24 protein-coding genes are annotated in these 23,971 nt (G+C 71.0%); 19 read left to right on the top strand and 5 right to left on the bottom strand.

Annotation, left to right across the window (positions count from 1 at the left end):
- Positions 1-119: 119 nt before the first annotated feature.
- On the top strand, positions 120-992 hold the full coding sequence (locus IE318_RS00760) for a S1 family peptidase (RefSeq protein ID WP_189895567.1): 873 nt from the start codon (positions 120-122) through the stop codon (positions 990-992).
- A gap of 40 nt (positions 993-1,032) precedes the next feature.
- Here the strand turns inward: IE318_RS00760 and IE318_RS00755 are convergent, their stop codons facing one another.
- Both IE318_RS00755 and IE318_RS00750 read right to left on the bottom strand, forming a co-directional pair.
- The gene (locus IE318_RS00755; RefSeq protein WP_189895566.1) at positions 1,033-2,682 is read right to left on the bottom strand and encodes an N-acyl-D-amino-acid deacylase family protein; all 1,650 of its coding nucleotides are present in this window, start codon (positions 2,680-2,682) and stop codon (positions 1,033-1,035) included.
- Between the two features lie 22 nt (positions 2,683-2,704).
- Positions 2,705-3,985 carry an amino acid deaminase gene (locus tag IE318_RS00750; RefSeq protein WP_189895565.1) on the bottom strand — a complete coding sequence of 427 codons (1,281 nt, stop codon included), beginning with the start codon at positions 3,983-3,985 and terminating at the stop codon, positions 2,705-2,707.
- A 150-nt stretch (positions 3,986-4,135) separates the two neighbouring features.
- On the opposite strand from IE318_RS00750, the gene IE318_RS00745 reads away from it, so the two are divergent.
- The 5 genes from IE318_RS00745 to IE318_RS00725 all read left to right on the top strand — a co-directional run bounded on the left by IE318_RS00745 (position 4,136) and on the right by IE318_RS00725 (position 8,794).
- Complete coding sequence (locus tag IE318_RS00745; RefSeq protein ID WP_189895564.1) at positions 4,136-5,206, top strand: sugar kinase; 1,071 nt, start codon at positions 4,136-4,138, stop codon at positions 5,204-5,206.
- Entirely contained in the window at positions 5,203-5,988 is a 786-nt protein-coding gene (locus IE318_RS00740) for an IclR family transcriptional regulator (protein WP_189895563.1), read from the top strand. Before IE318_RS00745 ends, IE318_RS00740 begins: the two co-directional genes overlap by 4 nt.
- Positions 5,985-6,395 carry a RidA family protein gene (locus tag IE318_RS00735; RefSeq protein WP_030165776.1) on the top strand — a complete coding sequence of 137 codons (411 nt, stop codon included), beginning with the start codon at positions 5,985-5,987 and terminating at the stop codon, positions 6,393-6,395. Before IE318_RS00740 ends, IE318_RS00735 begins: the two co-directional genes overlap by 4 nt.
- Positions 6,396-6,520: 125 nt before the next feature.
- Positions 6,521-7,996 carry a GntP family permease gene (locus IE318_RS00730; RefSeq protein WP_189895562.1) on the top strand — a complete coding sequence of 492 codons (1,476 nt, stop codon included), beginning with the start codon at positions 6,521-6,523 and terminating at the stop codon, positions 7,994-7,996.
- A 90-nt stretch (positions 7,997-8,086) separates the two neighbouring features.
- Complete coding sequence (locus IE318_RS00725; RefSeq protein ID WP_189895561.1) at positions 8,087-8,794, top strand: hypothetical protein; 708 nt, start codon at positions 8,087-8,089, stop codon at positions 8,792-8,794.
- On the opposite strand, the gene IE318_RS00720 is transcribed toward IE318_RS00725, so the two are convergent.
- From IE318_RS00720 to IE318_RS00710, 3 genes are all read right to left on the bottom strand, one after another.
- Complete coding sequence (locus IE318_RS00720; RefSeq protein WP_189895560.1) at positions 8,781-10,058, bottom strand: hypothetical protein; 1,278 nt, start codon at positions 10,056-10,058, stop codon at positions 8,781-8,783. The genes IE318_RS00725 and IE318_RS00720 overlap by 14 nt on opposite strands.
- Before the next feature lie 55 nt (positions 10,059-10,113).
- Positions 10,114-10,638, bottom strand: coding sequence for a SigE family RNA polymerase sigma factor (locus IE318_RS00715; protein WP_030165788.1), 525 nt, complete (start codon positions 10,636-10,638; stop codon positions 10,114-10,116).
- Positions 10,639-10,781: 143 nt separating this feature from the next.
- Complete coding sequence (locus IE318_RS00710; protein ID WP_189895559.1) at positions 10,782-12,500, bottom strand: chitinase; 1,719 nt, start codon at positions 12,498-12,500, stop codon at positions 10,782-10,784.
- Between the two features lie 443 nt (positions 12,501-12,943).
- Between IE318_RS00710 and IE318_RS00705 the strand changes: the two genes are divergently transcribed.
- From IE318_RS00705 to IE318_RS00645, 13 genes are all read left to right on the top strand, one after another.
- Positions 12,944-13,768 carry a hypothetical protein gene (locus tag IE318_RS00705; protein ID WP_229903291.1) on the top strand — a complete coding sequence of 275 codons (825 nt, stop codon included), beginning with the start codon at positions 12,944-12,946 and terminating at the stop codon, positions 13,766-13,768.
- A 103-nt stretch (positions 13,769-13,871) separates the two neighbouring features.
- Positions 13,872-14,579: a Flp pilus assembly protein CpaB gene (gene cpaB / locus IE318_RS00700; RefSeq protein WP_189895557.1), complete on the top strand. Its 708-nt coding sequence runs from the start codon at positions 13,872-13,874 to the stop codon at positions 14,577-14,579.
- Between the two features lie 13 nt (positions 14,580-14,592).
- Positions 14,593-15,849, top strand: coding sequence for a CpaE/TadZ family protein (locus IE318_RS00695; protein WP_189895556.1), 1,257 nt, complete (start codon positions 14,593-14,595; stop codon positions 15,847-15,849).
- Positions 15,846-16,262: a TadE/TadG family type IV pilus assembly protein gene (locus tag IE318_RS00690; protein ID WP_189895555.1), complete on the top strand. Its 417-nt coding sequence runs from the start codon at positions 15,846-15,848 to the stop codon at positions 16,260-16,262. Before IE318_RS00695 ends, IE318_RS00690 begins: the two co-directional genes overlap by 4 nt.
- Position 16,263: 1 nt before the next feature.
- The gene (locus IE318_RS00685; RefSeq protein WP_030165808.1) at positions 16,264-16,629 is read left to right on the top strand and encodes a TadE/TadG family type IV pilus assembly protein; all 366 of its coding nucleotides are present in this window, start codon (positions 16,264-16,266) and stop codon (positions 16,627-16,629) included.
- Positions 16,630-16,653: 24 nt separating this feature from the next.
- A complete protein-coding gene (locus IE318_RS00680) occupies positions 16,654-17,991 on the top strand; it encodes a TadA family conjugal transfer-associated ATPase (protein WP_189895554.1) in 1,338 nt (445 codons plus the stop codon).
- A 19-nt stretch (positions 17,992-18,010) separates the two neighbouring features.
- Positions 18,011-18,952, top strand: coding sequence for a type II secretion system F family protein (locus tag IE318_RS00675; RefSeq protein WP_030165815.1), 942 nt, complete (start codon positions 18,011-18,013; stop codon positions 18,950-18,952).
- A gap of 28 nt (positions 18,953-18,980) precedes the next feature.
- Complete coding sequence (locus IE318_RS00670) at positions 18,981-19,868, top strand: DUF5936 domain-containing protein (RefSeq protein ID WP_189895553.1); 888 nt, start codon at positions 18,981-18,983, stop codon at positions 19,866-19,868.
- 18 nt (positions 19,869-19,886) lie between these two features.
- Entirely contained in the window at positions 19,887-21,500 is a 1,614-nt protein-coding gene (locus IE318_RS00665) for a sensor histidine kinase (RefSeq protein WP_229903261.1), read from the top strand.
- 16 nt (positions 21,501-21,516) lie between these two features.
- On the top strand, positions 21,517-22,377 hold the full coding sequence (locus IE318_RS00660; protein WP_189895552.1) for a response regulator transcription factor: 861 nt from the start codon (positions 21,517-21,519) through the stop codon (positions 22,375-22,377).
- A 148-nt stretch (positions 22,378-22,525) separates the two neighbouring features.
- Positions 22,526-22,759 carry a Flp family type IVb pilin gene (locus tag IE318_RS00655; protein WP_189895551.1) on the top strand — a complete coding sequence of 78 codons (234 nt, stop codon included), beginning with the start codon at positions 22,526-22,528 and terminating at the stop codon, positions 22,757-22,759.
- Complete coding sequence (locus IE318_RS00650) at positions 22,756-23,358, top strand: pilus assembly protein TadG-related protein (RefSeq protein WP_189895550.1); 603 nt, start codon at positions 22,756-22,758, stop codon at positions 23,356-23,358. The genes IE318_RS00655 and IE318_RS00650 overlap by 4 nt, the downstream gene beginning before the upstream one ends.
- Before the next feature lie 34 nt (positions 23,359-23,392).
- Complete coding sequence (locus IE318_RS00645) at positions 23,393-23,971, top strand: hypothetical protein (protein ID WP_189895549.1); 579 nt, start codon at positions 23,393-23,395, stop codon at positions 23,969-23,971.

Raw genomic sequence — 23,971 nt, 5'->3', positions numbered from 1 at the left:
CTGTCTGCTTCGGCCTGACGGCTTCTTGTGGCCGTTCCCTCGCGCTATCACAATGCGCATGACAAGACAGGCGACCGGAAGATCTCCGGCCGCCCGCGTCTGAAAGAGGGGACCCCCACATGAACAAGCCTCTCCTCGCCACGCTCGCGACCCTGGTGATCACCGGGGCGGGCATGGCACCCGCGGTCGCCGCCACGCAGACCGGCGGTGCGGCGTCCGCGTCCGCGACGAAGACGGTCGGGGCGGCGCCCGCGCTCAAGGCCGTCGACTTCGCCGGCACCGTCGCGCTGAGCAACTGCTCCGGCTCTCTCGTCCGCTTCCCGGCCTCCGCGGACAGCGACCCGGCGCTCGTGCTCACCAACGGCCACTGCCTGGAGACCGGCTTCCCGGAGCCCGGCGAGGTCATCGTCGGCCAGTCCTCCAGCCGCTCCTTCGGCCTGCTCAACTCGGCCGGCAGCCGGGTCGCGACCCTCCGCGCCGCCAAGGTCGCCTACTCGACCATGACCGACACGGACATCACGATCTACCAACTCACCCGCACCTACGCGCAGATCCGCAGCTCCTACGGCATCCCCGCGCTGACCCTGAACGACAGCCACCCGGTCGCGGGCACGTCCATCAAGGTCGTCTCCGGCTACTGGAAGCGCATCTACAGCTGCTCCATCGACGGCTTCGTCTACCGCCTGAAGGAGGGCGACTGGACCTGGAAGGACTCCGTCCGCTACACCTCCGCCTGCGACACCATCGGCGGTACGTCGGGCTCGCCCGTCGTCGACACCGCCACCGGCAAGGTCGTCGCCGTCAACAACACCGGCAACGAGGACGGCGAGCGCTGCACCGTGAACAACCCGTGCGAGGTCGACGAGAGCGGCAACGTCACCGTCCGGCAGGGCATCAACTACGCCGAGGAGACGTACCAGATACCGGCCTGCTTCACCACCGGCAACAGGCTCGACCTGAACGCGAGCGGCTGCGTCCTGCCCAAGCCGTAACCCGCGGCCCGACGGCCGCACTGTGCACCACGGCGGGCGGTCACGCCGGAGTACGGCGTACCGCCCGCCCCGCCAGCACGTCCGTGCGCCGCCCGTCCTCGATCACGAACCGGCCGTCGATCAGTACGTACGGAATCCCCGTCGGCAGTGCGCGCGGCTGCTCGAAGGTGGAGCCCGGTGCGACCGTGGCCGGGTCGAAGAGGACCAGGTCGGCCCGGTGGCCCTCGCGCACGGTCCCCCGGTCCGGCAGCCGCAGCCGGGCCGCGGGGCGGCCGGTGAGGTGCGCGACGCACTCCTCCAGCGACAGCACGCCCAAGTCCCGTACGTACCGGCCGAGATACTGCGGGAAGGTGCCGTAGGCGCGCGGATGCGGCTTGGTGCCCTGGAGGATGCCGTCGGAGCCGCCGGTGTGCACGCGGTGGCGCATGATCGTGCGGACGTTCTCCTCGTGGCCGACGTGCTGGAGGATCGTCGTGCCGAGCCGGTCGTCGGTCAGGAGGCGGTGGGCGACCGTCCAGGGGCTCTCGCCGCGCCGGTCCGCCGAGGCCTGGACGGTGTGGCCGACGTACTCCGCGAGCGCGGGCGCGGTCACGCCGGAGATCTCGATCGTCTCCCACTCCACCGGCACACCGTGGCAGCCGTCGGAGCCGGTGACCTCCAGATGGTGGCGGATCCGCTCGGCGGTCGCCTCGTCGGTGAGCCGCTTGAGGATCTGCTCCGGGCCGCCCTCGCTCGCCCAGCTCGGCAGCAGGGCGACCAGGGTGGTGCAGCCGGGGGTGTAGGGATAGGTGTCGAGGGTGATGTCGGCGCCGGCGGCGAGCGCGTCGTCCAGCAGCGTCAGCAGCTCGGGGGCCCGGCCCTTGTTCGGGCCGAAGTTCATGGTGGCGTGCGCGAGGTGCAGCGGGCAGTCCGCCTCGCGGGTGAGGGCCACCATCTCCTCGTAGGCCTCCAGCGCCCCGGCGCCGTAACTGCGGTGGTGCGGGCAGTAGTAGCCGCCGTGCGCCGCCACCACCCGGCACAGCTCGGTCAGTTCGGCGTCCTTCGCGTACATCCCGGGTGTGTAGGTGAGCCCGGAGGACATGCCGACGGCGCCCTGCTCCATGCCCTCGGCGACCAGGTGCCGCATCCGGTCCAGCTCCTCGGGTGTGGCCTCGCGGTCCTCCCAGCCCACGGCGAGCGCGCGGACCGTGCCCTGCGGGATCAGATAGGCCGCGTTGACGGCGATGCCCTCGCCGCCGAAGCCGTGGTCGAGGCGGTCCAGGTACTCGCCCACCGAGCGCCAGTCGAAGTCGATGTCGTCGCCGTAGCCGTTCCAGCCGGTGATCGCCCGGCGCACCTCCTCCAGGCTGCGGTCGTCGACCGGCGCGTACGACAGCCCGTCCTGCCCGATCACCTCCAGGGTGACGCCCTGCGCGGCCTTGGCGCTGTGCTCGGGGTCGCGCAGCAGGGCGAGGTCGCTGTGGGCGTGCATGTCGATGAAGCCGGGGGAGAGGACCAGGCCCTCCGCGTCCAGCTCCCTCCGCGCCCGGGGCCGCTGGCAGCCGGCCGCCGCGGCCTCCTTGACGATCGACACGATCCGGCCGTCCTTGATCGCCACGTCGGCGCGGTAGGAGGGCGCGCCGGTGCCGTCGACGACGTCCGCGTCACGGATGACGAGATCGGTGAGATCGGCGAGCTCGACCGGATCCATGGGGGGTCTCCTCCCGGGGCTTCTAGAAGAACGTGCGGATGTAGTCGACGACCGTGCCGTCCGCCTGCGCGACCGGGATCAGCGGCCACTTGTCGAAGGACGTGCACGGGTGCGACAGGCCCATGCCGATCCAGTCGCCGACCTCCAGGCCGGCCTCCGGCGTGGTGCGCAGCCAGGCGTGCTGGTCGGACAGCCCGGTGACGGTGATGCCGGTGGCCGGGCGTTCGCCGCCGCCGTCGCCGCCCCGGCGCACCACCTGGGCGAAGGGCAGGTCGAGGTCGTAGGCGGCGTCCCGCTTGCCGGCGTTGGCGAAGGCCTGCTCGGCGGTGGGACGCGAGACGACCTGCGCCCACAGGCGGAAGGCGGGCTCCAGGGCGCCCTCCGCGGGGACGCGGTTGAAGGGGGTGATCTTCCGGTAGTGGCCGTCGTCGTGCGAGACGTACGCGCCCGAGCGCAGCAGCTTCAGCACCGGCAGCGACAGTTCGGGGATCTCGGCGAACACGTCGGCCACCGCGTCGAACCAGGCGCTGCCGCCCGCGCTCACCACGATCTCGTCGGTCCCGGTGAACCGCCCGGCCTTGTCGAAGTCCACGGCGAGGGCGACGAGCCGGCGCAGCCACGCGCGCACCCGCTCCGGGTCCGCCTGCGGGACCTCGCCCTCGTAACCGGCGACCCCCACCAGCCGCAGGGTCCCGGTGGCCGCCACCGCGTCGGCGACGGCCGCGCACTCCGTCTCCGTACGGATCCCGGTGCGCGCGCCCTCGCCCGCGCCGAGCTCCAGGACCACGTCGACCTCACGCGCGGCCCCGGCCTCCCGCAGCGCCGCGTCCATCAGTTCGACGCCGCGCACGGAGTCGACGTAGCAGACGAAGCGGAAGGACGGGTCGGCGGCCAGTTCGGCGGCGATCCAGCGCAGGGCGGCCGGGTCCACCAGCTCGTTGGCCAGGAAGACCCGCTCGACGCCGAACGCCCGCGCGACGCGCACCTGGTGCGGTACGGCGAGCGTGATGCCCCACGCCCCGTGCTCGATCTGCCGGTGGAAGAGCTGGGGCGCCATGGAGGTCTTGCCGTGCGGTGCGAAGGCGAGGCCGTGGCGGGCCGCGTACGTCTCCATCAGCTTCAGGTTGTGTTCCAGGTGCTCGGCGGACAGCGCGAGCACGGGCGTGGCGAAGCCGTCGGTGAAGAGGTTGCGGCGCTGGGCGGCCAGCTCGCCGACGGTCATCCCGTCCGCGTCCGGCGGGAGTCCCTTGAACCGGTGGTCGACGCGTTCCTCGGCCAGGCGGGCGAGCGCCTCACTCTTCATGGAACCTCCCTGATCAAGTACGTTGCGTATGTTGCAATGCTCATTGCACGTTTCGCTTACTGCTGTCTAACATCCTGGCCACGCGAGGTCAACGAACGGAAGTCCCGCGACCCGTCACCTCACTCACCCCACCGAGGAGCCACGAGCATCGTGACCGTCACCGGACCCTGCAACAGCCCCGACGTCGTGGACGTCGTCGCGCTCGGCGAGTCCATGGTCACGTTCCTGCCCACCCGCCCCGGCCGCCTCGCCGACGTACCGTCGTTCGAACGCGCCATCGGCGGCGCCGAGTCCAACGTGGCCTGCACGCTCGCCGCCGCCGGGCACTCCGCGCGCTGGGTCGGCCGGGTCGGCGCGGACGGCTTCGGCGACCACCTGGTGGAGACGATCGGCTCCTACGGCGTCGACGTCTCGGCCGTACGCCGCGATCCGGCCCGCCCCACCGGCATCTACTTCCGCACCGCCGGGGACCGCGCCACCGACGCCCACGAGGTCGCCTACTACCGGGCCGGTTCGGCGGCCTCCGCGATGGCGGTCGGCAACGTCGACGAGGCGGCACTCGGCGCGTGCCGCGTGCTGCACCTGTCGGGGATCACGGCGGCGCTCTCCGACGACTGCCTCGCGCTGATGCGCGCGCTGACGGCGCCCCGCCCCGGACGTCCGCTGGTCTCCTTCGACGTCAACTTCCGGCCCGGACTGTGGCGGGACGCCGACGGGCCGCGGGTCCTGCTGGAACTGGCGCGCCGCGCCGACCTCGTGTTCGTCGGCGACGACGAGGCCCGCGAGGCCTGGGGGCTCGACGGCGGCCGTGCCGTCCGGGAGGCACTGCCCGAGCCGCGGACCGTCGTCGTCAAGCACGGCGCGGGCGGAGCGACCGCGTACGACCGGAACGCCGACGGCACGGAGGACGGCGACGGCCGCGCGACACTCGTGCCGGCCCCCCGGGTCGACGTCGTCGCCCACGTCGGCGCCGGGGACGCCTTCGCCGCCGGGTTCCTGTCCGCCACCCTGCGCGGGCTGCCCGTCCGCGACCGGCTGCGCCACGGCCACCTCATGGCCGCCGCCGCGCTCACCGTCCCCGGGGACCTCGCCGCACCCCCCGCCCGCGACCACGCCGACCGGCTGACCGCCCTGGACGAGGGTGCGTGGGGGAGACTTCGACTCGGCCCCGGCTGGACGGGCACCGCACAGGGGGCCGAGGAGGAGGTACGTACGCCATGAGCCAGACCGTCGACCGCGCGCTGAGCATCCTGCCGCTGCTCGCCGAGGGGCCCGCCGACCTCGGACAGGTCGCCGACCGTCTCGGCGTCCACAAGTCCACCGCCCTGCGGCTGCTGCGCACCCTCCACGAGCACGGCCTGGTCTACCGCCAGTCCGACCAGCGCTACCGCCTCGGCGCCCGCCTCTTCGCCCTCGCCCAGGAGGCGATGGAGAACCTCGACATCCGCGAGATCGCCCACCCGCACCTGACCCGGCTGAACGAGAGCTGCGGACACACCGTCCACCTCGCCGTGTACGAGGAGGGCGAGGTGCTCTACATCGACAAGGTGGAGAGCCGCTACCCGGTGCGCATGTACTCCCGCATCGGCAAGCCGGTCGCCATCACCGTGGCCGCCGTGGCCAAGCTGCTGCTGGCCGACCTGCCCGAGGCCGAGCGCCGCGCCGTCGCGGAGAAGCTCGAATACCCCCTGTACACGGCCCGTTCGACACCCAACGCACCCGCCTTCCTCAAGGAGCTGGCGACGGTGCGCGAACAGGGCTGGGCCACCGACCTCGGTGGCCACGAGGAGTCCATCAACTGCGTCGCCGCCCCCGTCCGGGGCGCCGACGGCCGGGTGGTCGCCGCGATGTCGGTCTCCGCGCCGAACGTCGTCGTCACCGCCGACGAACTCCTCACCCTGCTCCCGCTGGTGCGCCGTACCGCGGACGCCATCAGCGGCGAGTACTCCGGGAGAACCCCCGTGACCACCCCCGCAACCACCCCAGACAGGGACTCCGTATGACCGAGAAGATCGCGCTCACCCCCAAGACCCACACCACCCCGCCCGCGAAGTTCTCCCACGGTGTGAAGAAGGGCAACATCCTCCAGGTCGCCGGACAGGTCGGCTTCCTGCCCGCCGAGGAGGGCAAGGCTCCCACGCCCGCCGGCCCCACCCTGCGCGGGCAGACCCTCCAGACCCTCGCCAACGTCAAGGCGATCCTCGAAGAGGGCGGCGCGAGCTGGGACGACGTGATGATGATCCGCGTCTATCTGACGGACGTGGACCACTTCGCGGAGATGAACGCCATCTACAACGCGTACTTCGAGGAGCAGGGCCTCACCCAGCCGCCCGCCGCGCGCACCACGGTCTACGTCGGACTGCCCGCGGGACTCCTCATCGAGATCGACGCGCTCGCCGTACTCGGCTGACACCGCTCTCGCCTCCCTCGCCCCACTCCGCACCTCCTGCACGGCACGGCGCCCATCAGCACACGGGCGCCGTGCCGCGATCCGCCCTGCCCGAAAGCCGTATGTACTTACGCAGAGGACCCCCCATGTCCCATCCGCTCGCCGCCCCCGCTCCCGCCGCACCACCCCACACCGGAGGCCTGCTCCTCCTCGTCGACGGCACCACCGGACTCCTGCTGGTCGCCGCCCTCGGCATAGCCCTGCTGCTGTTCCTGATCATCAAGGCGAGACTCCAGCCGTTCGTGGCGCTGCTGGCCGTCTCCATAACCGTCGGCCTGCTCGCCGGCCTGTCCGTCACCGAACTCTTCGGCACCGTCCAGCGCTCCGACGCCGTCTCCACCATCGAGTCCGGCATGGGCGGCATCCTCGGCCATGTCGCCGTCATCATCGGCCTCGGCACGATGCTCGGCGCGATCCTGGAGGTCAGCGGCGGCGCCGAGGTGCTCGCCTCGCGGCTCCTGGGACTCTTCGGCGAGCGGCGGGCACCCCTCGCCATGGGCCTGACCGGTCTGATCTTCGGCATCCCGGTCTTCTTCGACGTGGGCATCTTCGTGCTCGCGCCCCTCGTCTACGCCGCCGCCAAGCGCAGCGGCAAGTCGATCCTGCTGTACTGCCTGCCGCTGCTCGCGGGCCTGTCCATGACGCACGCCTTCCTGCCCCCGCACCCGGGACCGGTGGCCGCGGCCGGCCTGCTCCACGTGCAGCTCGGCTGGATCATCCTCATGGGCATCGTCTGCGGCATCCCGGCGGTGCTGGCCGCCTGGGCGTACTCCGCGTGGGTCGGCAGGCGGATCTTCGTCGAGGTGCCGCAGGACATGGTCGACGCGGCGGACGAGGCCAAGCGGGCGGTCCTGGAGGAGCAGCGGCGCTCGGGCGTACGGCCCCAGGAGGAGCCGGTGGCGCTCGCGACGGTTCTCGGCATCATCGGTACGCCCCTGGTGCTGATCCTCGCGGCCACCTTCTCCTCGGTCGCGCTGGACCCGTCCACGGGCCGGTCGGTGATCGAGTTCTTCGGCCACCCGTTCGTGGCGCTGACGATCGCGCTGCTGCTGGCGTACTACCTGCTGGGCATCCGCCGGGGCTGGTCCCGCAAGTCGCTGGAGACGGTGTCCACGGCGTCCCTGAAGCCGGTCGGCAACATCCTGCTGGTGGTCGGCGCGGGCGGGGTCTTCGGCGCGGTCCTGAAGGCGAGCGGGGTCGCGCAGGCCCTGTCGGACACCTTCAACGGCGTGGGCCTGCCGGTGATCGTGCTCTCCTACCTGATCTCGCTGGTGCTGCGGGTGGCGCAGGGCTCGGCGACGGTGGCGATCGTGACCACGGCGGGCATCGTGGCCCCGCTGCTGGCCGAGGGCCACCACTCGCAGGCATTCGTCGCCCTGGTCATCATGGCGATCTCGGCCGGCTCGATCTTCGCCTCGCACGTCAACGACGGCGGCTTCTGGATGGTGGCGAAGTACTTCGGCATCAGCGAACGGGACACGCTGAAGACATGGACGGTGCTGGAGAGCGTGCTGTCGGTCGCGGGCTTCGCGGTGGCCGCCGTGCTGAGCCTGTTCGTGTGAGCGTGTGTCAGGTGGTGCCGTTGTAGGCATCCGATAACGAAGTAGGGGCTGGCTGTGCCGGGCACAGGATCGTCGACCATACTGCCCGCTGTGGAGCAGCGCATAGGTTCGAGCAGCCAGCCCCTGAAGAACGAGCCCGTGAAGGGCGCCGGATTCGACCCGGCGTTCATCCCCGGCCTCACGACTCCGGCGACCGATGAGCCGGACGACGCGAAGCCGGAGGGCGCGACGCCGGAGGGCGCCAGGCCGGACGACACGGAGCCGGAGCCGGAGGAGGCGAGCCCGGAGGCCGGGGAGGCCTCCGCGGAAGGGCCCGAGGAGCCCGCGGCGGATGGGGCCGACGAGCCCGCCGCCGGCGACGAGGCCCCCGACGGCCCCGCCTTCGAGGCCGCCGACCGCCGCGCCCGGATCGTCGCCGACCACCGGGGCGTACGTCTCAGCCTGGACGACCAGGAGTGCGAGTTCCGCTGGGACGAGATCGGCGCCGTGGAGACGGCGACGCCCCGCTTCGGCAAGCGGTTCACGATCACCGTGCACACCCCCGAGCGCCGCTGGTACCCCATCGAGATCGAGGCCCCCTCCAGGTCCCGCTTCGCCGAGTGGGAGAGCCGGCTGGACGCGGTCCTGGACGCCTACTTCGACGACGGCGAGGCGGACGACCAGGACGGTGCGGCTGACGACCAGGACGGCGCGGCGGACGAGTCCGGCGCGGCGGAGCAGGACCGGACCTCCGGAGAGGCGGATCAGGACCACCCCTCCGGCGCGGCGGACGAGGACACGGCGATCAGCCGATCTTGAGCCACTTCTGGTCGGTGGCGATCGCCTCCAACTGCTTCATGGTCAGGGCCGGGGCCTGACGGGTCGCCGGGGTGTTCTGCGCGCCGGAGTTGAAGGCGCTGATGACCACACGGCGGCCGTCGGGCCGGATGGTGTCCACGGTCCACATGACGATCCCGGCGATGCCCTTCTCGCCGCCCTGCTTGCGCCGGACGACCTTGGTCCCGTCGGGGAGCGTCCTGGTCCCGGCCCCGAAGAGCTCGCCCTCGACGTCCCGCATGTCCGGCTGGACGTTGATCTGCACCAGGCTCTTTCCCCGGCCGTCGTCGACGACGACGTACCCGAACTCGTAGTCGTCCGACCGGCTCCGGGAGACGACCTTCACCCCGTTCGGGATCAGTCGGGCGAGCGTCGCCGGGATCGAGCCGTGGTGGGCCGTCGTCGCGCTCGGCGCGGCGGTCATCCGGGGATCGACGGGGATGGCGCCCGCGGCGGCACGCCACTCGGGCGCGGCGACCAGCTTCTTCAACTGTTCGGCGGACAGCGGCGGTTCGGCGCGGGTGACGGGCGAGTCCTTCTCGGCGGCGGCGTTCCACTCCTGCGCGCTGACGTGCGCGCCCGTCGGCGTGACGAGTTCGGCGCGCCACAGTTTCGTTCCGCTGCGCTTGTTCGGGTACTCGTAGCCCTTGAGGATCATCAGGGCGGAGCCGTCGGACAGCTTGGTGCCGGTGCAGCTGTCGTAGGCGATGTACACCCGGTCGGGGCACTCGGTGGTCTGGGCGGCCTCCTGGCTGCCGGGCTGGACCAGGCCCAGGGACAGGGCGATGGCGGCCTTGCCCCGGCCGTCGTCGTACACGCCCTGGACGAAGGGGTTGTCGGCGGTGCCGCGACCGGTCGTGTCGCTGAGCTTCCCCTCCGGCAGCAGCTTTTCGAAGGTACGGAGGAGCTCGTCGCCGGAGACCCCGGAGGCGCCCGAGCCGGCGGACCCGGACGCGGCGGAGTCCTCCTGCCCCGAGGACCGGCCTCCGGCCACGGACCGCTGCCGGCCGCCGTCCCCCTGCACGCCGGGCAGGACCAGGGCGCCGCCCACCCCGATGAGCGCGACCGCGGCCACGCCGCCCGCGACGGCGGCCCGCCGCCGCGCCCGCAGCCGCCGTCCGCGCGCTTGACCGCCGGCGGCCAGCTCCTGCTGGTCGGTCGCGAACGTGGTGCCGGTGTCGCGCAGGGCGTCGGCGAACCGTTCCTCGAAGGGGTCGTGGTGTTCGTCGTGGAGTTCAGCAGGCATGGCGAACCGCCGTTTCTGGGACGTTGGTCGATGATGCGCGTGCCGGAGGAGCGGGTCAGGGGCGGGCGTACTCGCCGAGGGCGTCGCCGAGGAGCAGACGCAGCCGGGCGAGCGCGCGGACGCAGCGCGTCCGCACGGCGGCCGAGCTGGTGTTCATCGCGGCGGCCGTCTCCTCGATGCTGCGGTCCTCCCAGTACCGCAGGACGACCACCGCCCGGTCCTTGGCGGACAGCCGTCCGAGCGCGTCCAGCAGGGTCAGGCGCAGCGGAGCGTCACCGCCCGCGTCCGGCCCCGGGACCTCGGGGAGCACCTCGGTGGCGCGCTCCCGGCTGCTGCTGTGGCGACGCCTGTGGGCGAGGAAGGTCCGGGTGAGGACGGTCTGCGCGTACCCGGCCGGATTGCCGACCCGGGAGATCCGGCCCCACCGGACGTACACCCGCCCGAGGGTCTCCTGGACGAGGTCCTCGGCGAGATGGGTGTCCCCGCCGGTGAGCAGACAGGCGGACCGGAAGAGATGCCCGGCACGCGCCGCGGCGAACTCCGGATACCCGTCGTGCCCGTCTCCCCGCCCCTGCCCCATGCGTCCCCGCTTCCCGCTCGTCTCCAGCACTCTCACCTCATTGATGCGCCGGACCCCCCGGAATGTTTCACCCCGCCCGAGAACGCGGGCGACGCCCGGAACCCTGGTGGGTCCGGGCGTCGCATCAGGTCGGTCGGGTCAGGTTACGGCAGCGCGTGGACGTGGGCGCCGACCGAGTTGGACCAGGCGTTGCCGGCCGCCGCGTCCCAGTTGGTGGACCAGGTCATGGCGCCGCGCAGGTCGGGGTAGGTCTTCGACGGCTTGAAGGTGCCGCAGTTGGTGAGCTTGGTCAGGCAGTCGAGGGCGTTGTTGACGGTCGTGGGCGAGACGTAGCCGCCGCCGGCGCCGCTGGGGGAGGCGGGGAGGCCGAGGCCGACCTGGGACGGGGCGAGGCCGCCTTCCAGCTGGATGCAGGCCAGGGCGGTCAGGAAGTCCACCGAGCCCTGGGAGTACACCTTGCCGTCACAGCCCAGCATCGCGCCGCTGTTGTAGTACTGGGTGTTGACGACCGTCAGGATGTCCTTGATGTTCAGGGCCGTCTTGAAGTAGCTGCCCGAGGTCGACTGCATGTCGATCGTCTGCGGCGCCATGGTGATGACGAGGTTCGGCCCGGCCTTCGCGGACAGGGCGCGCAGCGCCTGCGTCATGTAGGTGGGGTTCAGGCCGTTCTCCAGGTCGATGTCGACGCCGTCGAAGCCGTACGTCTGCATCAGGGAGTAGACCGAGTTGGCGAAGTTCGTCGCCGATGCCGAGTCGCTGACCGACACCGTGCCCTTCTCACCGCCCACCGAGACGATGACCTTCTTGCCGGCCGCCTGCTTGGCCTTGATGTCCGCCTTGAACTGGTCGACGGTGTAGCCGCCCAGGCCCGCGGAGTCGAGGCTGAAGGTCACCGCGCCGGGCGTGGTCGTGGCGTCGGCGAAGGCGACCGCGATGATGTCGTAGGCGGAGGGGACGTCGGAGATCTTCTGGACGGTCGCGCCGTTGTTGAAGTTCTGCCAGTAGCCCGTCACCGCGTGCTTGGGCAGGCCGGTGACCGGGCCGGGGTCCCCGCTGCCCGCCGTCGTGGCCGTCACCGTCGCCGACTTCGCCGACTCGCCCGCCGCGTTGGTCGCCGTGACCTGGAAGGAGTACGACGTCGAGGCCGTCAGGCCGGTCACCGTCGCCGAGGTGCCCGTCACAGCGGCGACCTTCGTGCCGTTGCGGTAGACGTTGTAGCCGGTCGCGTTCGAGACCGTGCTCCAGGACAGGGACACCGAGGACGACGTCGTCCCCGTCGCCGTCAGGCCGGTCGGGGCCGCCGGAACGGTCGGGGCCGGATCACCGCCGCCGCCCCCGTCCGGGCCGAACACCGAGACGTCGTCGGCGTAGTAGGCGGCGGTGCCGTACCAGCCGTGCAGGTAGATCGTCACCGACGTGGTCGAGGAGCCGGTGGTGAAGGTGGTCTGGAGCTGCTTCCAGCTCGGGGTGTCGGGCGTCCAGGTCGAGACGTCCGTGGTGCCCGTGCCGGTGGCGCCCAGGTAGGCGTACCCGCCCTGCACCCACGCGCTCAGCGTGTACGTCGAGTTGGGCTTGACCGCGACCGTCTGGGTGCACTGGGCGTTGTCCAGCGCCGCCGGCGTGGCCTTCAGCGCGGCCGAGCCGCTGTGCACCGGGGAGGAGACGGTCGTACCGCTGCCGGCCGAGCACGTCCAGTTGCCCAGACCCGACTCGAATCCGGCGTTCTTGGCGTTGTTGACGTCTGCTGCCGACGCCTGGCCGGTGCCCGCGAGGGAGAGGGCGACGGCCGCGGTCACGGCTCCGGACCAGATGCGCAACGGCCGGAGCCGTCTGCTCGTGGGCATGCCTGGTACGCGGTCCACTGAGGCCTCCGGGGAAGGGAGAGGTGGGATGAGAGGGGAAGGACGAGCAGGGAGGAGCAGGGGGACGGTGGCCACCGCTAGCCGTACAAGTTGGTCCAGACCAATTGCATTGTCAAGAGGTCCAGACCAACTTCCCCGTGGCTGTCCGTGTTTGACACCCCTTCGGCCGGTGCGCTCGGGCCGGGGTCAATGGACGGCCGCCGGGCCCACGCTTTCGGGCCGTTCCCGATGCTCAAGCTGCCCCGTTTTGCCGTGACTTGTGCAACAGCAGTTGCCATCCAGCTACGGATTCGCTGTTCTCCGGTCACAGAGGCGTGGTTACAGTGCTGAGGTAGTCACGCAGTGAAGTCAACTGAGTGCACTGGAGGAACCACGACGGTGCACCGACGGGCGTCAAACGGGGAGCTGGCGTGTCAACTGCGATCGCTGTCACCAGCGCCGACATGGCGCTGCCCGCGCAGGACGAGCGCACCGTGCCCGCCGTCGTCCTCCAGGACCTCGACCGGCAGCCGCTGGAGCAGACCCTGGACGGCATGCAGGCCCTGCTCGACCAGCACGGACACGTGATCGTCGTCTGCTCGCCCGCCGTCCCCGACGGTGTCCAGCGCCGGCTGCACACCGTCCGCTCCCTGCTGGAGAGCGACCGTATCGCCCTGTTCCGCCCGGAACTGCCCCCGCTCGGGATCGCCGTCCTCGCCCGCCAGTTGAGGCAGCTGGCCTCCTGCGACCTCGGCCCCGGCGTCCTCGCCTCGGCGGGCCGCCTGCTCACCCACTACGTCCACTGCGGCGCCGTACTCAACTCCGTCACCCGCCTCGACCGCGTCCCCGTCGGGCTCAAGACCCATGCCAAGTCCTGGGTGCCGGGCAGCCAGTTCGGCGTGATCGCCCACCCGGAGCCGCAGCTGGTGCGGATCGGGCCGGAAACCGTCCTTGCCGGGCCGGACTTCGCCACCTGGATGCTGGTCGCCAGGGGCCAGCTCCAGTCCGACTGGATCACCACCACTCTGGCCCCGGCCTGGCGCGTGCTCGGACTGCGCGAGGCCGCGCTCCCGGCCGAGTCCGCCGGCTGGTGGGGGACGGGAAAACTCGTCGAGTTCTGTACCTACCTGCCCGACCTGTCCGTGCTGTACCAGCTGGTCACCTCGGTGCGCCAGAGCGTGTGCCACTGGTGCGGCATCGACGTCATCGGGGACCGCTGCGTCTTCTGCTCCGCCACACCGCCCGGCCCCGACAGGGCCGTCCAGCACAGTCACGCATCCCCTGGGTGAACCGTGAGCCGTGAGCCGCCTGACCGGGTGAGCCCGCACCGCGTCACCGCCCCCCACCATCCGACCCCGCTCGACCGAGATCCCCGATGAGGTTGCACGGTCCATGAACTCCCGTCAGCGCCGCGGCGTGATACTCCTGCTCCTGTCCGTCATCTGCGCCATCGGCGCGTTCGCGGGCGTGCTCTCCGTGATCAGCGACGTCAAGTCCAAGGTCGGCCCCGAGGTCACCGCGTACCAGCTCAAGAGCGACGTGAAGCCGTACACGCCGCTGAACGCGAGCCAGTTCGAGAAGATCAGGATGCCCAAGCGCTGGCTGTCGCCCAACGCCGTCACCGACCTCGCCCAGATCCAGGGCAAGATCGCGGTCACCACGCTCCGGCACGGCTCTCTGCTCCAGAGCGACATGATCGTGAACCAGCCCGCCCTCCAGCCGGGGCAGCAGGAGGTCGCCATCATGATCGACGCGGCGACCGGCGTGGCCGGCAAGATCACACCGGGCTCCACGGTCAACGTGTACGCCACCTTCCCCGGACAGCGTGAGGGCGACCCCGCTCAGTCCAAGATCATCGTGACCGACGCCAAGGTGCTCGACGTGGGTGAGATCACCGCGCTGGACCCGAACGCCGACAACAAGAACCAGCAGTCCACCGAGACCGTCCCCATCACCTTCGCGCTCTCCACGATCGACGCCCAGCGCATCACCTACGCCGAGTCCTTCGCCCAGCGGGTCAGGCTCGCGCTGGTCGCGCCCGGCAGCGACACCAGCGTCCCGGCCAAGGACCGGACCTACGAACTCGCGAACGACAAGTGAGAGGCCCGCACGCATGCCCACCAGGATCCTCCCGGCAGTCGGCGACGCGGACGCGGTCCGGTCCCTCACGACACTGCTCAGCCAGCTCCCCGACGCGGAGCCGATGACCCCTGTCGCCGACTCCACCCAGCTCGTCGACACCCTCGCGCGCCTGGCCGCCGAGTCCATCGACGAGCTGCCCGAGGTCGTGGTGGTGCACGAGCGGATCGGCCCGGTACCGGCCCTGGAGCTGATCCGCGAGGTCGCCCTGCGCTTCCCGGCGGTCGGCGTCATCCTCGTCACCTCCGACGCCGGTCCGGGCCTGTTCTCGGCCGCCATGGACTCGGGGGCCCGGGGGCTCGTGGCCCTGCCCCTGAGCTACGAGGAGCTGGTCAGCCGGGTGCAGGCGGTGGCCCAGTGGTCGGTGGGCGTACGGCGCCACCTCGGGCACGGCGGCGACGTGTTCACCGGGATCGGCGGCCGCGCGGTCACGGTGAGCGGCGCCAAGGGCGGCGTGGGGGCCACGGTCGCGGCCATCCAACTCGCCCTGGCCGCACAGGCCTCCGGGCACAGCACCGCCCTGGTCGACATGGACCTCCAGGCCGGTGACATCGCCTCCTACCTGGACGTCCAGTTCCGCCGCTCGGTCGTGGACCTGGCCGCCATCACCGACATCTCCCCGCGGGTCCTGGCCGACGCCGTCTTCCGCCACGACACCGGCATGGCCCTGCTGCTCGCCCCCGGCGAGGGCGAACGCGGCGAGGAGGTCACCGACCGCGCGGCCCGCCAGATCGTCAGCGCCCTGCGCTCCCGCTACGAGGTCGTCGTCCTGGACTGCGGCGCCCAGATGAGCGGCGCGAGCGCGGCCGCCGTGGAGATGGCCGACACCGCCTTGCTGGTCACCACCCCGGACGTGGTCGCGGTGCGCGGCGCCAAACGGACGGTACGGATGTGGGACCGGCTCCAGATCCGCAAGGCGGAGGAGACGACGATCGTCGTCAACCGGCACACCCGCGGTACGGAGATCCAGCCGCCGCTCATCCAGAAGATCACCGGCACGGCGGTGGCGGGCACCGCGATCCCCGCGAACTTCAAGGAACTCCAGGGCGCGGTCGACGCCGGCCGCCTCCACGAACTGGACAACAGGAGCACGGTCAAGCAGGCCCTGTGGGGCCTCGCGGGCGAGCTCGGGATCGTCAGGACGCCCGAGGGGGACCGCAAGGGCGGCGGCCGGCTGAAGGGCGACCGGGGGTCGGTGAGTTTTCGGCGGCGCAGGGGGGCGGGGGGATGAGGGGACGGGCGGTTGGTGTGGGGCGGCGGTCACGGCTACGACCACGTCTACGGCTGCGGCTCCGCTCGGACAGCGGGCAGGTCGCCATCGAGTTCCTCGGCATGGCACCGACCATCATCATCACGCTGGTGCTGCTGTGGCAGTGCGTGCTGCTGGGATACACGTACACGCTCGCGGGGAATGCTGCGGACGAGGCGGTGCGGGCGGGGGCGGTGGGGAAGGCATGTCAGCAGGCGGGCGAGGAGGATCTGCCGGGCGCGTGGCAGGGCGCCGAGATCAAGTGTGGCGGACAGGGGACCGGCTACGTCACGGCCGACGTACGCATGAAAGTGCCCGTCCTCGTCCCCGGTCTGATCGGTTTTCCGATCCCGGTGCAGGCCCACGCCGGTGCCGTGGAGGAGGTGCCGCACTGACATGCCGTACGCACGCAGACGCACCCACCACGACCGTGGCCAGGTCGCCATCGAGTACCTGGGGTTCATCCCGATCCTGATGCTGGTCGCCATGGCGGCCATCCAGATCGGGCTCGTCGCCTACACCGCCATGCAGGCGGGGACGGCGGCCCGGGCGGGCGCGCGTGCGGCCTCGCTCCAGCAGAGCGCCCAGCAGGCCTGTGCCCGGGCGGTCAGCAGCTGGCTCGCGAGCGAGACCACGTGCGATCCCTCGCCCGGCAGCGACACGGTCACCGTCACCGCCACCATCCACATCCCGTCGATCATCCCTCTCTGGGACCCCATCGGTGACGCCCACAAGACCGCCACCATGCCGCTCGACCACTGACCGAGGACGAGGAGCCCTGGACCCATGAGCCTCCGCGCACGCATCAACTCCCCCGAGGAGCACGCCGGCCGGGGCGAGGACGGTCATCTCGTCGCCACGTACCGGGCGAAGCTGCTGGAGGAGATCGACCTCGCGGAGATGAGTTCGCTGGCCGCCGCCGAGCGCAGGGTGCGGCTGGAGCGGGTGCTCGGGCACATCATCAGCCGGGAGGGCCCGGTCCTGTCGACCGTGGAACGCTCGCAGCTGATCCGCCGGGTGGTCGACGAGGCGCTGGGCCTCGGCATCCTGGAGCCGCTTCTGGAGGACGCCTCCATCACGGAGATCATGGTGAACGGTCCGGACGCGATCTTCGTGGAGCGCGGCGGCCGGGTCGAACAGCTGCCGCTCCGCTTCGTCTCCACCGACCAGCTGATGCAGACGATCGAGCGGATCGTCTCGACGGTCAACCGGCGTGTGGACGAGTCGAACCCGATGGTCGACGCCCGGCTGCCGTCCGGCGAGCGCGTCAACGTGATCATCCCGCCGCTGTCGCTGACCGGCCCCACTCTCACCATCCGCCGCTTCCCGCGCTCCTTCACCCTCCAGGAACTGATCGGCTTCGGCTCGCTCGACGAGCACATGCTGTACCTGCTGGCCGGGCTGGTGCAGGCCAAGTTCAACATCATCGTCTCGGGGGCCACCGGCACCGGAAAGACGACCCTGCTCAACGCCCTGTCCGGGCTGATCCCCGAGGGCGAGCGCGTCATCACCATCGAGGACTCCGCCGAACTCCAGCTCCAGCAGCAGCATGTGATCCGGCTGGAGTCCCGGCCGCCGAACGTCGAGGGGCGGGGCCAGATCACCATCCGCGACCTGGTGCGCAACTCGCTGCGCATGCGCCCCGACCGCATCGTCGTCGGTGAGGTCCGTGGCGGCGAGTCGCTGGACATGCTCCAGGCGATGTCGACCGGTCACGACGGCTCCCTCGCCACCGTGCACGCCAACAGCGCCGAGGACGCGCTGATGCGCCTGCAGACCCTCGCCTCCATGTCCGACGTGGAGGTGCCCTTCGTGGCGCTGCACGACCAGATCAACAGCGCCGTCGACGTGATCGTCCAGCTCACCCGCTTCGCCGACGGCGCCCGCCGGGTCACCGAGATCGCCGTACTCGACAGCCACGGCAGCGAGCCGTACCGGCTGGCGACCGTGGCCCGCTTCGCCGCACTGCCCATGACGGCCGACGGCCGGATCCACGGCGCCTTCGAGTACCACCCGCTGCCACGCCGTACCGCCGACCGCCTCTACATGGCGAGCCAGCCCATTCCCCAGGCCTTCGGCGTCGCCCAGTCCGCAGACCAGTTGGCCACCCGAGAAGCCAGGTAGGCAGGTAGGAACCGACCCCATGGATCTGAGCACCCTCGTCACCCTCACCACCGGCGTCACCCTGCTGACCTGCGTCCTGGCCGTCATGGGCCTGCACGCCTACGCCATGGGCCGGGCCCAGCGGGCGGCACTCGTCGACCGGCTGTCCCAGACCGGCCAGGTCACGGTCGGCCGCCGGCGCCGCTTCCGCAACCTGGACCGCCGGCTGCGCCGTACAGGACTGGGCCGCAGGCTGGAACTGCGGCTGGCCGCGACGGGCCTGGACGTCACGCCGGGCGAGTTCTTCGCCTACATGCTCGCCACGGTGGCCGCCCTCTGGCTGATCGGCCAGGCCGCCCTGGCCCCCTTCTTCGGCCCGCTGGCCGGGCTGCTGGGCGTCGGAGCGGCGATGCAGTTCCTCAGCTGGCAGCGCCAGAAACGCATCGAGAAGTTCATCAACCAGCTTCCCGAACTGGCCCGCATCCTGGCCAACGCCACCCACGCCGGCCTCGCCCTGCGCACCGCCATCGGCATGGCGGCCGAGGAACTGGAGGCCCCGGCCGGTGAGGAACTGGGCAAGGTCGCCCACCAGCTGGCGCTGGGCTCCTCGATGGACGACGCGCTGGGCGAGCTGGCCGACCGCCTGCCCTCCCGCGAACTGGTCGTCCTGGTCACCACACTCGTCCTGTCCAACCGGGCGGGCGGCCAGGTGGTCAGCGCCCTGCGGAACCTCACCGAGACCCTGGAGGAGCGCAAGGAGACCCGCCGAGAGATCCGCACCCAGCTCTCCCAGGTCAACATGACCTCGTACGCCGTCCCCGTCCTGGGCATCGGCGCGCTTCTGCTCATGAACGGCGTGAAGGCGGGCGCGCTGGACCGGATGACGGGCTCCCCGATCGGCCAGGCCGCGGTGATCATCTCGTTCGCGCTGTACGCCGTCGGGTTCATCCTCATCCGCCGCCTGTCCCGCATCGACGTCTGAGCCCAGGCACAGGGAAGGGGAACCGGGGATGGCACTGCTGCTCGCACTGGTGACGGGCCTCAGCGTCTGGGGCGTCTTCGCCGGCATCCGCATGTACCGGGCGGACGCCAGACTGCCCGACGACCTGGCGCTGGCCCTGGAGGTGGGCTCCACCCGCACCGGCGCGGTGGACTCCGTGATCGACCGCCTCGGCATGCGCTACGCCCCGGCCGTACTGCGCCTGATGGGCCCCAAGCTGGTGGCCAAGTACCGCCGCAGGATCGACCTGGCGGGCAACCCGGGCGGGCTGACGATCGACCGCTATGCGGCCCGGCGGGCGGTGTACGGCTTCCTGGGCGGTGTCGGCGGCCTGGTGTTCGTGCTGCGCGGCCAGTTCCTCGTGGCGCTGCTCCTCTTCGCCTTCGGCGCGTTCTGGACGGAGGTCGGCATCTGGTCCGCCATCCGTATCCGCAAGGACGTGATCGAACGGACCCTGCCGGACTTCCTGGACGTGCTGGCGGTGGTGGTCAGCGCCGGCCTCGGCTTCCGCCAGGCACTGGACCGGGTCGCCTCCAAGTACGAGGGCCCCTGGGCGGACGAACTGCGCATCACCCTCCGCCAGATGGACCTCGGCATGAGCCGCCGCCAGGCCTTCGCGGAACTGCGCCGCCGCAACGACTCCGAGCAGGTCGCCATGTTCGTCACGGCGCTCCAGCAGGGCGAGGAACTGGGCGCGCCCATCGTGGACACCCTGGTCGCCCTCGCCAAGGACATGCGCCGCACCGACGCGCAGAACGCCCGCCGCAAGGCCGCCCGCGCGGTCCCCAAGGCCACCATGATGATCACCACCTTCATGGTCCCGGCCACCATGATCCTCCTCACCGCGGGCCTGCTCCTGGGCTCCGGCGTGGACTTCAGCTCGGTCACGGGCAAGTAGAGGGGGCCCGAGGACACCATGACGACCACGGAGGCACACGGCACGCACCGCACGGGTCTGCTCCGCCGCCGCCCGAGAATCCCCGAGATCACGACACCTCCGGCGGGCACGGTCCTCCCCGCCCACGTCCGCACGGGCGCACCGGACATCCCGGTGACGTCGGTGACCCCGGCCCTGCCACCGGGCTGGGAACCGGCGGAGGGCGTGGGAACCCTGCCGCCTCCCGCGGGGAAGGCCGCAGACGGCGGGAACGCCCCGCAGGGGCCGCCACCCGCACCCGGCCAGGAAAACCGCACGGGCGGCGCGAGGGGAAACGAAAACCCGGCCGCCGAAGGCAGCGACGCCGGGGCCGAAACGACGCCCCAACCCCCTCAGGGCCTCGCCCCGGAGAAGATCCAGATCAGTGCCCTTCAGGCGATGTGCCGCCACGTCTTCGCCTTCCGCCTGGCGATGATCGCTCTCTCCGCGCCCGCCGCCCTGGTCCACGCCGCCCCCGGCCTGGCCACCCGCCTGGTGGGCGCGGCCGTCGTCGTCACCTTCATGGTCTCGTACGTCCTCTTCAGGGACTGGGAGCGCTTCGGCCCGCTCCTCCTTCGCCACCCCACCCTGCTGGCCGTGGACACCCTCTTCGGCTCGCTGCTGCTGATCGCGGCGGGCCCGGACAGCACCCTGGCCTACGTCAGCGTGTGTACACCGCTGCTCGCCGGCCTCGTCTACGGCTGGCGCGGAGCGGCCGGCTTCGCCTCCATCCAGTCGCTGATCCTGCTCGTCGTCTACGCCGCCAACAAGGAACTGCATGCCAACCTGGCCCAGTCGGCGCTGTTCCCCGGCCTGTGCCTGATCGCGGGCGCGGTCGGCGCGACCCAGCGGACCCTGCTGCTCCGCTTCGGCGAGGCCACCCGCGCCCTGACCACGGTCCAGGCCCGCCTGGCCGTCACGGAGGCGGTGGGCGCCGAACGCGCCCGCCTGGCCCGCGAGATGCACGACTCGGTGGCGAAGACCCTGCACGGCGTGGCGATGGCCGCCGAGGGCCTGGCGGGATCGGCGGGCGACGCGGACCGCATGGACCCGGCCCTGGTGAAACACCAGGCCGAACTGGTGGCCCGCTCGGCGCGCAGAGCCGCCGCCGAGGCCCGCGAGCTGCTGACCGACCTGCGCCGCGAGCACGACCCGACCCACGGCACGGACGTCCTGGTGGAACTCGCGGCCCGTACACGTGATTTCAGCTCGCGCACCGGTCTGCCCGCCGCCTACCGACCGACGGGCGCCCCCGGCGTACCGCCCATCCCGCCGGCCGTGGCCCGCCAGATCCTGACCATCGCCTCGGAAGCGATGGAGAACGCCCACCGCCACGCTGCCCCGACCCGGGTCGACGTGGAGGCGGGCGTCCACGGCGACCTGCTGCGCATCAGCGTCTACGACGACGGCAAGGGCCTGCCCCCCGGAACCACGCTGGAACAACTGCGCCGCACGGGCCACTTCGGCCTGGTCGGCATGGTCGAGCGCGCCGCCTCGGTGGGCGCCCGCATCCGCATCGGCCGCGGCAACCACCCCAAGGGCACGGAGGTCCGCCTGGAACTCCCGGTGGCCGCCCTGACGACACCGACAGCACCGACGACACCCGGAACTTGAGAGGAGGAGAGCGCGAATGCAGGACCAGACACCGAACCCCTTCGAGACCTTGCCGCCCGCGACGCCGCCCGCACCCTTGCGCGTGGTCGTGGCGGACGACAACCCGGTGGTCCGCGCCGGCCTGACGGCGCTGCTCTCCGGACGCGCGGACATCACGGTCGTGGCGGAGGCGGCGGACGGCCGGACGGCCTGGGAGGCGGCCCACGCGCACCGCCCGGACGTCGTCCTGCTCGACGTCCGCATGCCGGGCGTGGACGGCATCTCCGCACTCCCGTACCTGGTCCCGATCGCGCCGGTCCTGATGCTGACCTACAGCCGCGAGTCCGAGATCGTGCAGGAGGCCCTGCGCCGGGGCGCGGGCGGCTACCTGGTCCACGGAGAGTTCACGGCGGACCAGCTGGTCGACGCCGTACGGGACATCAAGGAGGGCAGGCCCCACTTCACGCCTACGGCGGCGGGGGCGTTGCTGGAACAGCTGCGCAGGGACCGGCCGTCCGACACCCTCCCCGAAGGCCTGGGAGGTGCGACTGCACACGAAACGGGATCCCCAACACCCGGCGCGAGCCCCACTTATGCCAAACATCTTTCGCAACTGCAACCAGATGTGGGACAGTCATCGTCTGGGTGGACAGGTGGCCGCCCGGCCGCCGTCGACAGGTCGAGGTTCCAACTCAGCGCGAGGGAGGGGGAGATCATGGACCTCATCGCGTCCGGCATGAACAATCAGCAGATCGCCGCCACCTGCTTCATCAGCGAGAAGACCGTCAAGAACCACATCAACCGCATCTTCGCCAAGCTCCACAGCACCAGCCGCGCCGAGGCCGCCGCGAAGTGGCTCGGCACGGCCCCGGACCCGTCGCCACGAGGACTGAGGTGACGTGAGATGACGACGGTACGGGGGAGGAGCGGCTGGGTCTCTCTTTGGGCCCGGGAATGGGCCCAGGGACCCTCTGTCGGCAGGGGCCTTCCGGCCTACGTTTCCGGTGTCGCCAGCGGCGCGACGACTCGACCCGGAGGGGAACACCATGAGCGACCTGATGCTGAAGACCGCGGTTGCGACCAAGGTCCGCGTGAACGGCTGGAAGAACACCACGGTCGAGGCGATGCAGCGCCGCGCCGGCGACAGGGGGCAGACGGCGGTCGAGTACCTGGGCATCATCGCGGTGGTGGTGGCGATCGTGCTGGCGATCACGGGTACCAGCATCGGATCGACGATCCTGAACAAGATCACCGCGCTGATCGGCAAGGTCGGCAATTGACGCGACCGCGACGCTACGGCGACGCAGGGCAGGCCTTTCCCATCTACATCACCGTGGTGGGGGGCCTGCTCTTTCTTGCGCTCGCATACTTCGCGGTCGGCCAGGCGACGGTGAACCGAAGCGGTGCTCAGACGGCGGCTGACGCCGCGGCGCTCGCGGCGGCTCAGGACAGACGTGAGCAGCTCGCGGACGAGTGGGTGAAGGACGTACTCAATCCGACCAAATGGCAGCAGATCTTTGACGGCGTCGGCCAGGAGCCCCGCCCTCCGTGCCGGCGTGCTTATGAACTCGCCTCACAGAACGACGCCCACGTGCTTGATTGCGGGTCCAGCGGCCCTCTCACCTACACGGTAGATGTCGAGACCAACAAGACCATGGGCAAGTCGGTCGTCCCCATCACGGAGAGCAAGCGCTCCAAGGCGCATGCCGCAGCCGTGATCACGCGGCGCTGCGAGTTCAAGCCCCTGCCCGTGAACGCCGGGTCCGACGCGCTGCCTCGCCTCACATGCAAGGACGGCAAGTACTGGGATCTCGACCCGAAGGATCTCACCGATCTGCCGAAGCCCCAGGACCTCTTCGACGTCCACCTGGCCGACTGACAAGCGAACGACGAGCGATGAAGGAAGCAGAGTGATGAGTGTTCGGTTCACTGCGAAGGCCCGCAGGGGGATGGTCGCGCTGATCATTGCGGCCGGTCTGGCCGTCGGTGTGGCGGGCTGCGGGGGTGGTGGTGACGACAAGAAGCCGGATTCGTCGGCATCCGCCTCCAAGAACGGTGGGTCGAAGCCGAGTGCGCAGGAGGGGCAATCCGATGTACCTCTTGCCGAACTCAGGGGTGCAAACGGCCTACTCCTTCAAATCACGTCTGCTCAGCGGGATTCGGGTGGCTTTGTCACCGTGAACGGCCAGTTCAAGAACGATGGATCCCAGTCAGCGGTCATCCCTGCTGAGTTGCGGGGTGATGAGACCGAGATCCTCAAGCACGGCACGTCGCTCGGTGGTGCCACTCTCGTGGACTCACAGGGCAAGAAGCGCTACTACGTGCTGCGTGACACGGACGGACGGCCGCTGACCACAACGGGACTCACAACGATTGACGCGGGCCAAACCATCCCCGTCTTCATGCAGTTCCCCTCACCCCCGGCGAACGTCACCGACGTAAGCCTGCAACTCCCCACCTTCTCCAGCGGCACCATCAAGATCTCCGGCTGA

This window comes from Streptomyces spiralis (genome assembly GCF_014654675.1).
In the GTDB taxonomy this organism is placed as follows: domain Bacteria; phylum Actinomycetota; class Actinomycetes; order Streptomycetales; family Streptomycetaceae; genus Streptomyces; species Streptomyces spiralis.
Note: the sequence above shows the minus strand (reverse complement) of the source record. Positions and strands in the feature narration are given on the sequence as shown.

Coding starts and splice junctions, on each gene's coding strand:
- IE318_RS00705 (WP_229903291.1), top strand. CDS start 12,944: ATGGCGCTGCCCGCGCAGGACGAGCGCACCGTGCCCGCCGTCGTCCTC.
- IE318_RS00730 (WP_189895562.1), top strand. CDS start 6,521: ATGTCCCATCCGCTCGCCGCCCCCGCTCCCGCCGCACCACCCCACACC.
- IE318_RS00740 (WP_189895563.1), top strand. CDS start 5,203: ATGAGCCAGACCGTCGACCGCGCGCTGAGCATCCTGCCGCTGCTCGCC.
- IE318_RS00760 (WP_189895567.1), top strand. CDS start 120: ATGAACAAGCCTCTCCTCGCCACGCTCGCGACCCTGGTGATCACCGGG.
- IE318_RS00685 (WP_030165808.1), top strand. CDS start 16,264: ATGCCGTACGCACGCAGACGCACCCACCACGACCGTGGCCAGGTCGCC.
- IE318_RS00720 (WP_189895560.1), bottom strand. CDS start 10,058: ATGCCTGCTGAACTCCACGACGAACACCACGACCCCTTCGAGGAACGG.
- IE318_RS00660 (WP_189895552.1), top strand. CDS start 21,517: ATGCAGGACCAGACACCGAACCCCTTCGAGACCTTGCCGCCCGCGACG.
- IE318_RS00645 (WP_189895549.1), top strand. CDS start 23,393: ATGAGTGTTCGGTTCACTGCGAAGGCCCGCAGGGGGATGGTCGCGCTG.
- IE318_RS00750 (WP_189895565.1), bottom strand. CDS start 3,985: ATGAAGAGTGAGGCGCTCGCCCGCCTGGCCGAGGAACGCGTCGACCAC.
- IE318_RS00695 (WP_189895556.1), top strand. CDS start 14,593: ATGCCCACCAGGATCCTCCCGGCAGTCGGCGACGCGGACGCGGTCCGG.
- IE318_RS00735 (WP_030165776.1), top strand. CDS start 5,985: ATGACCGAGAAGATCGCGCTCACCCCCAAGACCCACACCACCCCGCCC.
- IE318_RS00670 (WP_189895553.1), top strand. CDS start 18,981: ATGGCACTGCTGCTCGCACTGGTGACGGGCCTCAGCGTCTGGGGCGTC.
- IE318_RS00665 (WP_229903261.1), top strand. CDS start 19,887: ATGACGACCACGGAGGCACACGGCACGCACCGCACGGGTCTGCTCCGC.
- IE318_RS00690 (WP_189895555.1), top strand. CDS start 15,846: ATGAGGGGACGGGCGGTTGGTGTGGGGCGGCGGTCACGGCTACGACCA.
- IE318_RS00655 (WP_189895551.1), top strand. CDS start 22,526: ATGAGCGACCTGATGCTGAAGACCGCGGTTGCGACCAAGGTCCGCGTG.
- IE318_RS00680 (WP_189895554.1), top strand. CDS start 16,654: ATGAGCCTCCGCGCACGCATCAACTCCCCCGAGGAGCACGCCGGCCGG.
- cpaB (WP_189895557.1), top strand. CDS start 13,872: ATGAACTCCCGTCAGCGCCGCGGCGTGATACTCCTGCTCCTGTCCGTC.
- IE318_RS00715 (WP_030165788.1), bottom strand. CDS start 10,638: ATGGGGCAGGGGCGGGGAGACGGGCACGACGGGTATCCGGAGTTCGCC.
- IE318_RS00675 (WP_030165815.1), top strand. CDS start 18,011: ATGGATCTGAGCACCCTCGTCACCCTCACCACCGGCGTCACCCTGCTG.
- IE318_RS00755 (WP_189895566.1), bottom strand. CDS start 2,682: ATGGATCCGGTCGAGCTCGCCGATCTCACCGATCTCGTCATCCGTGAC.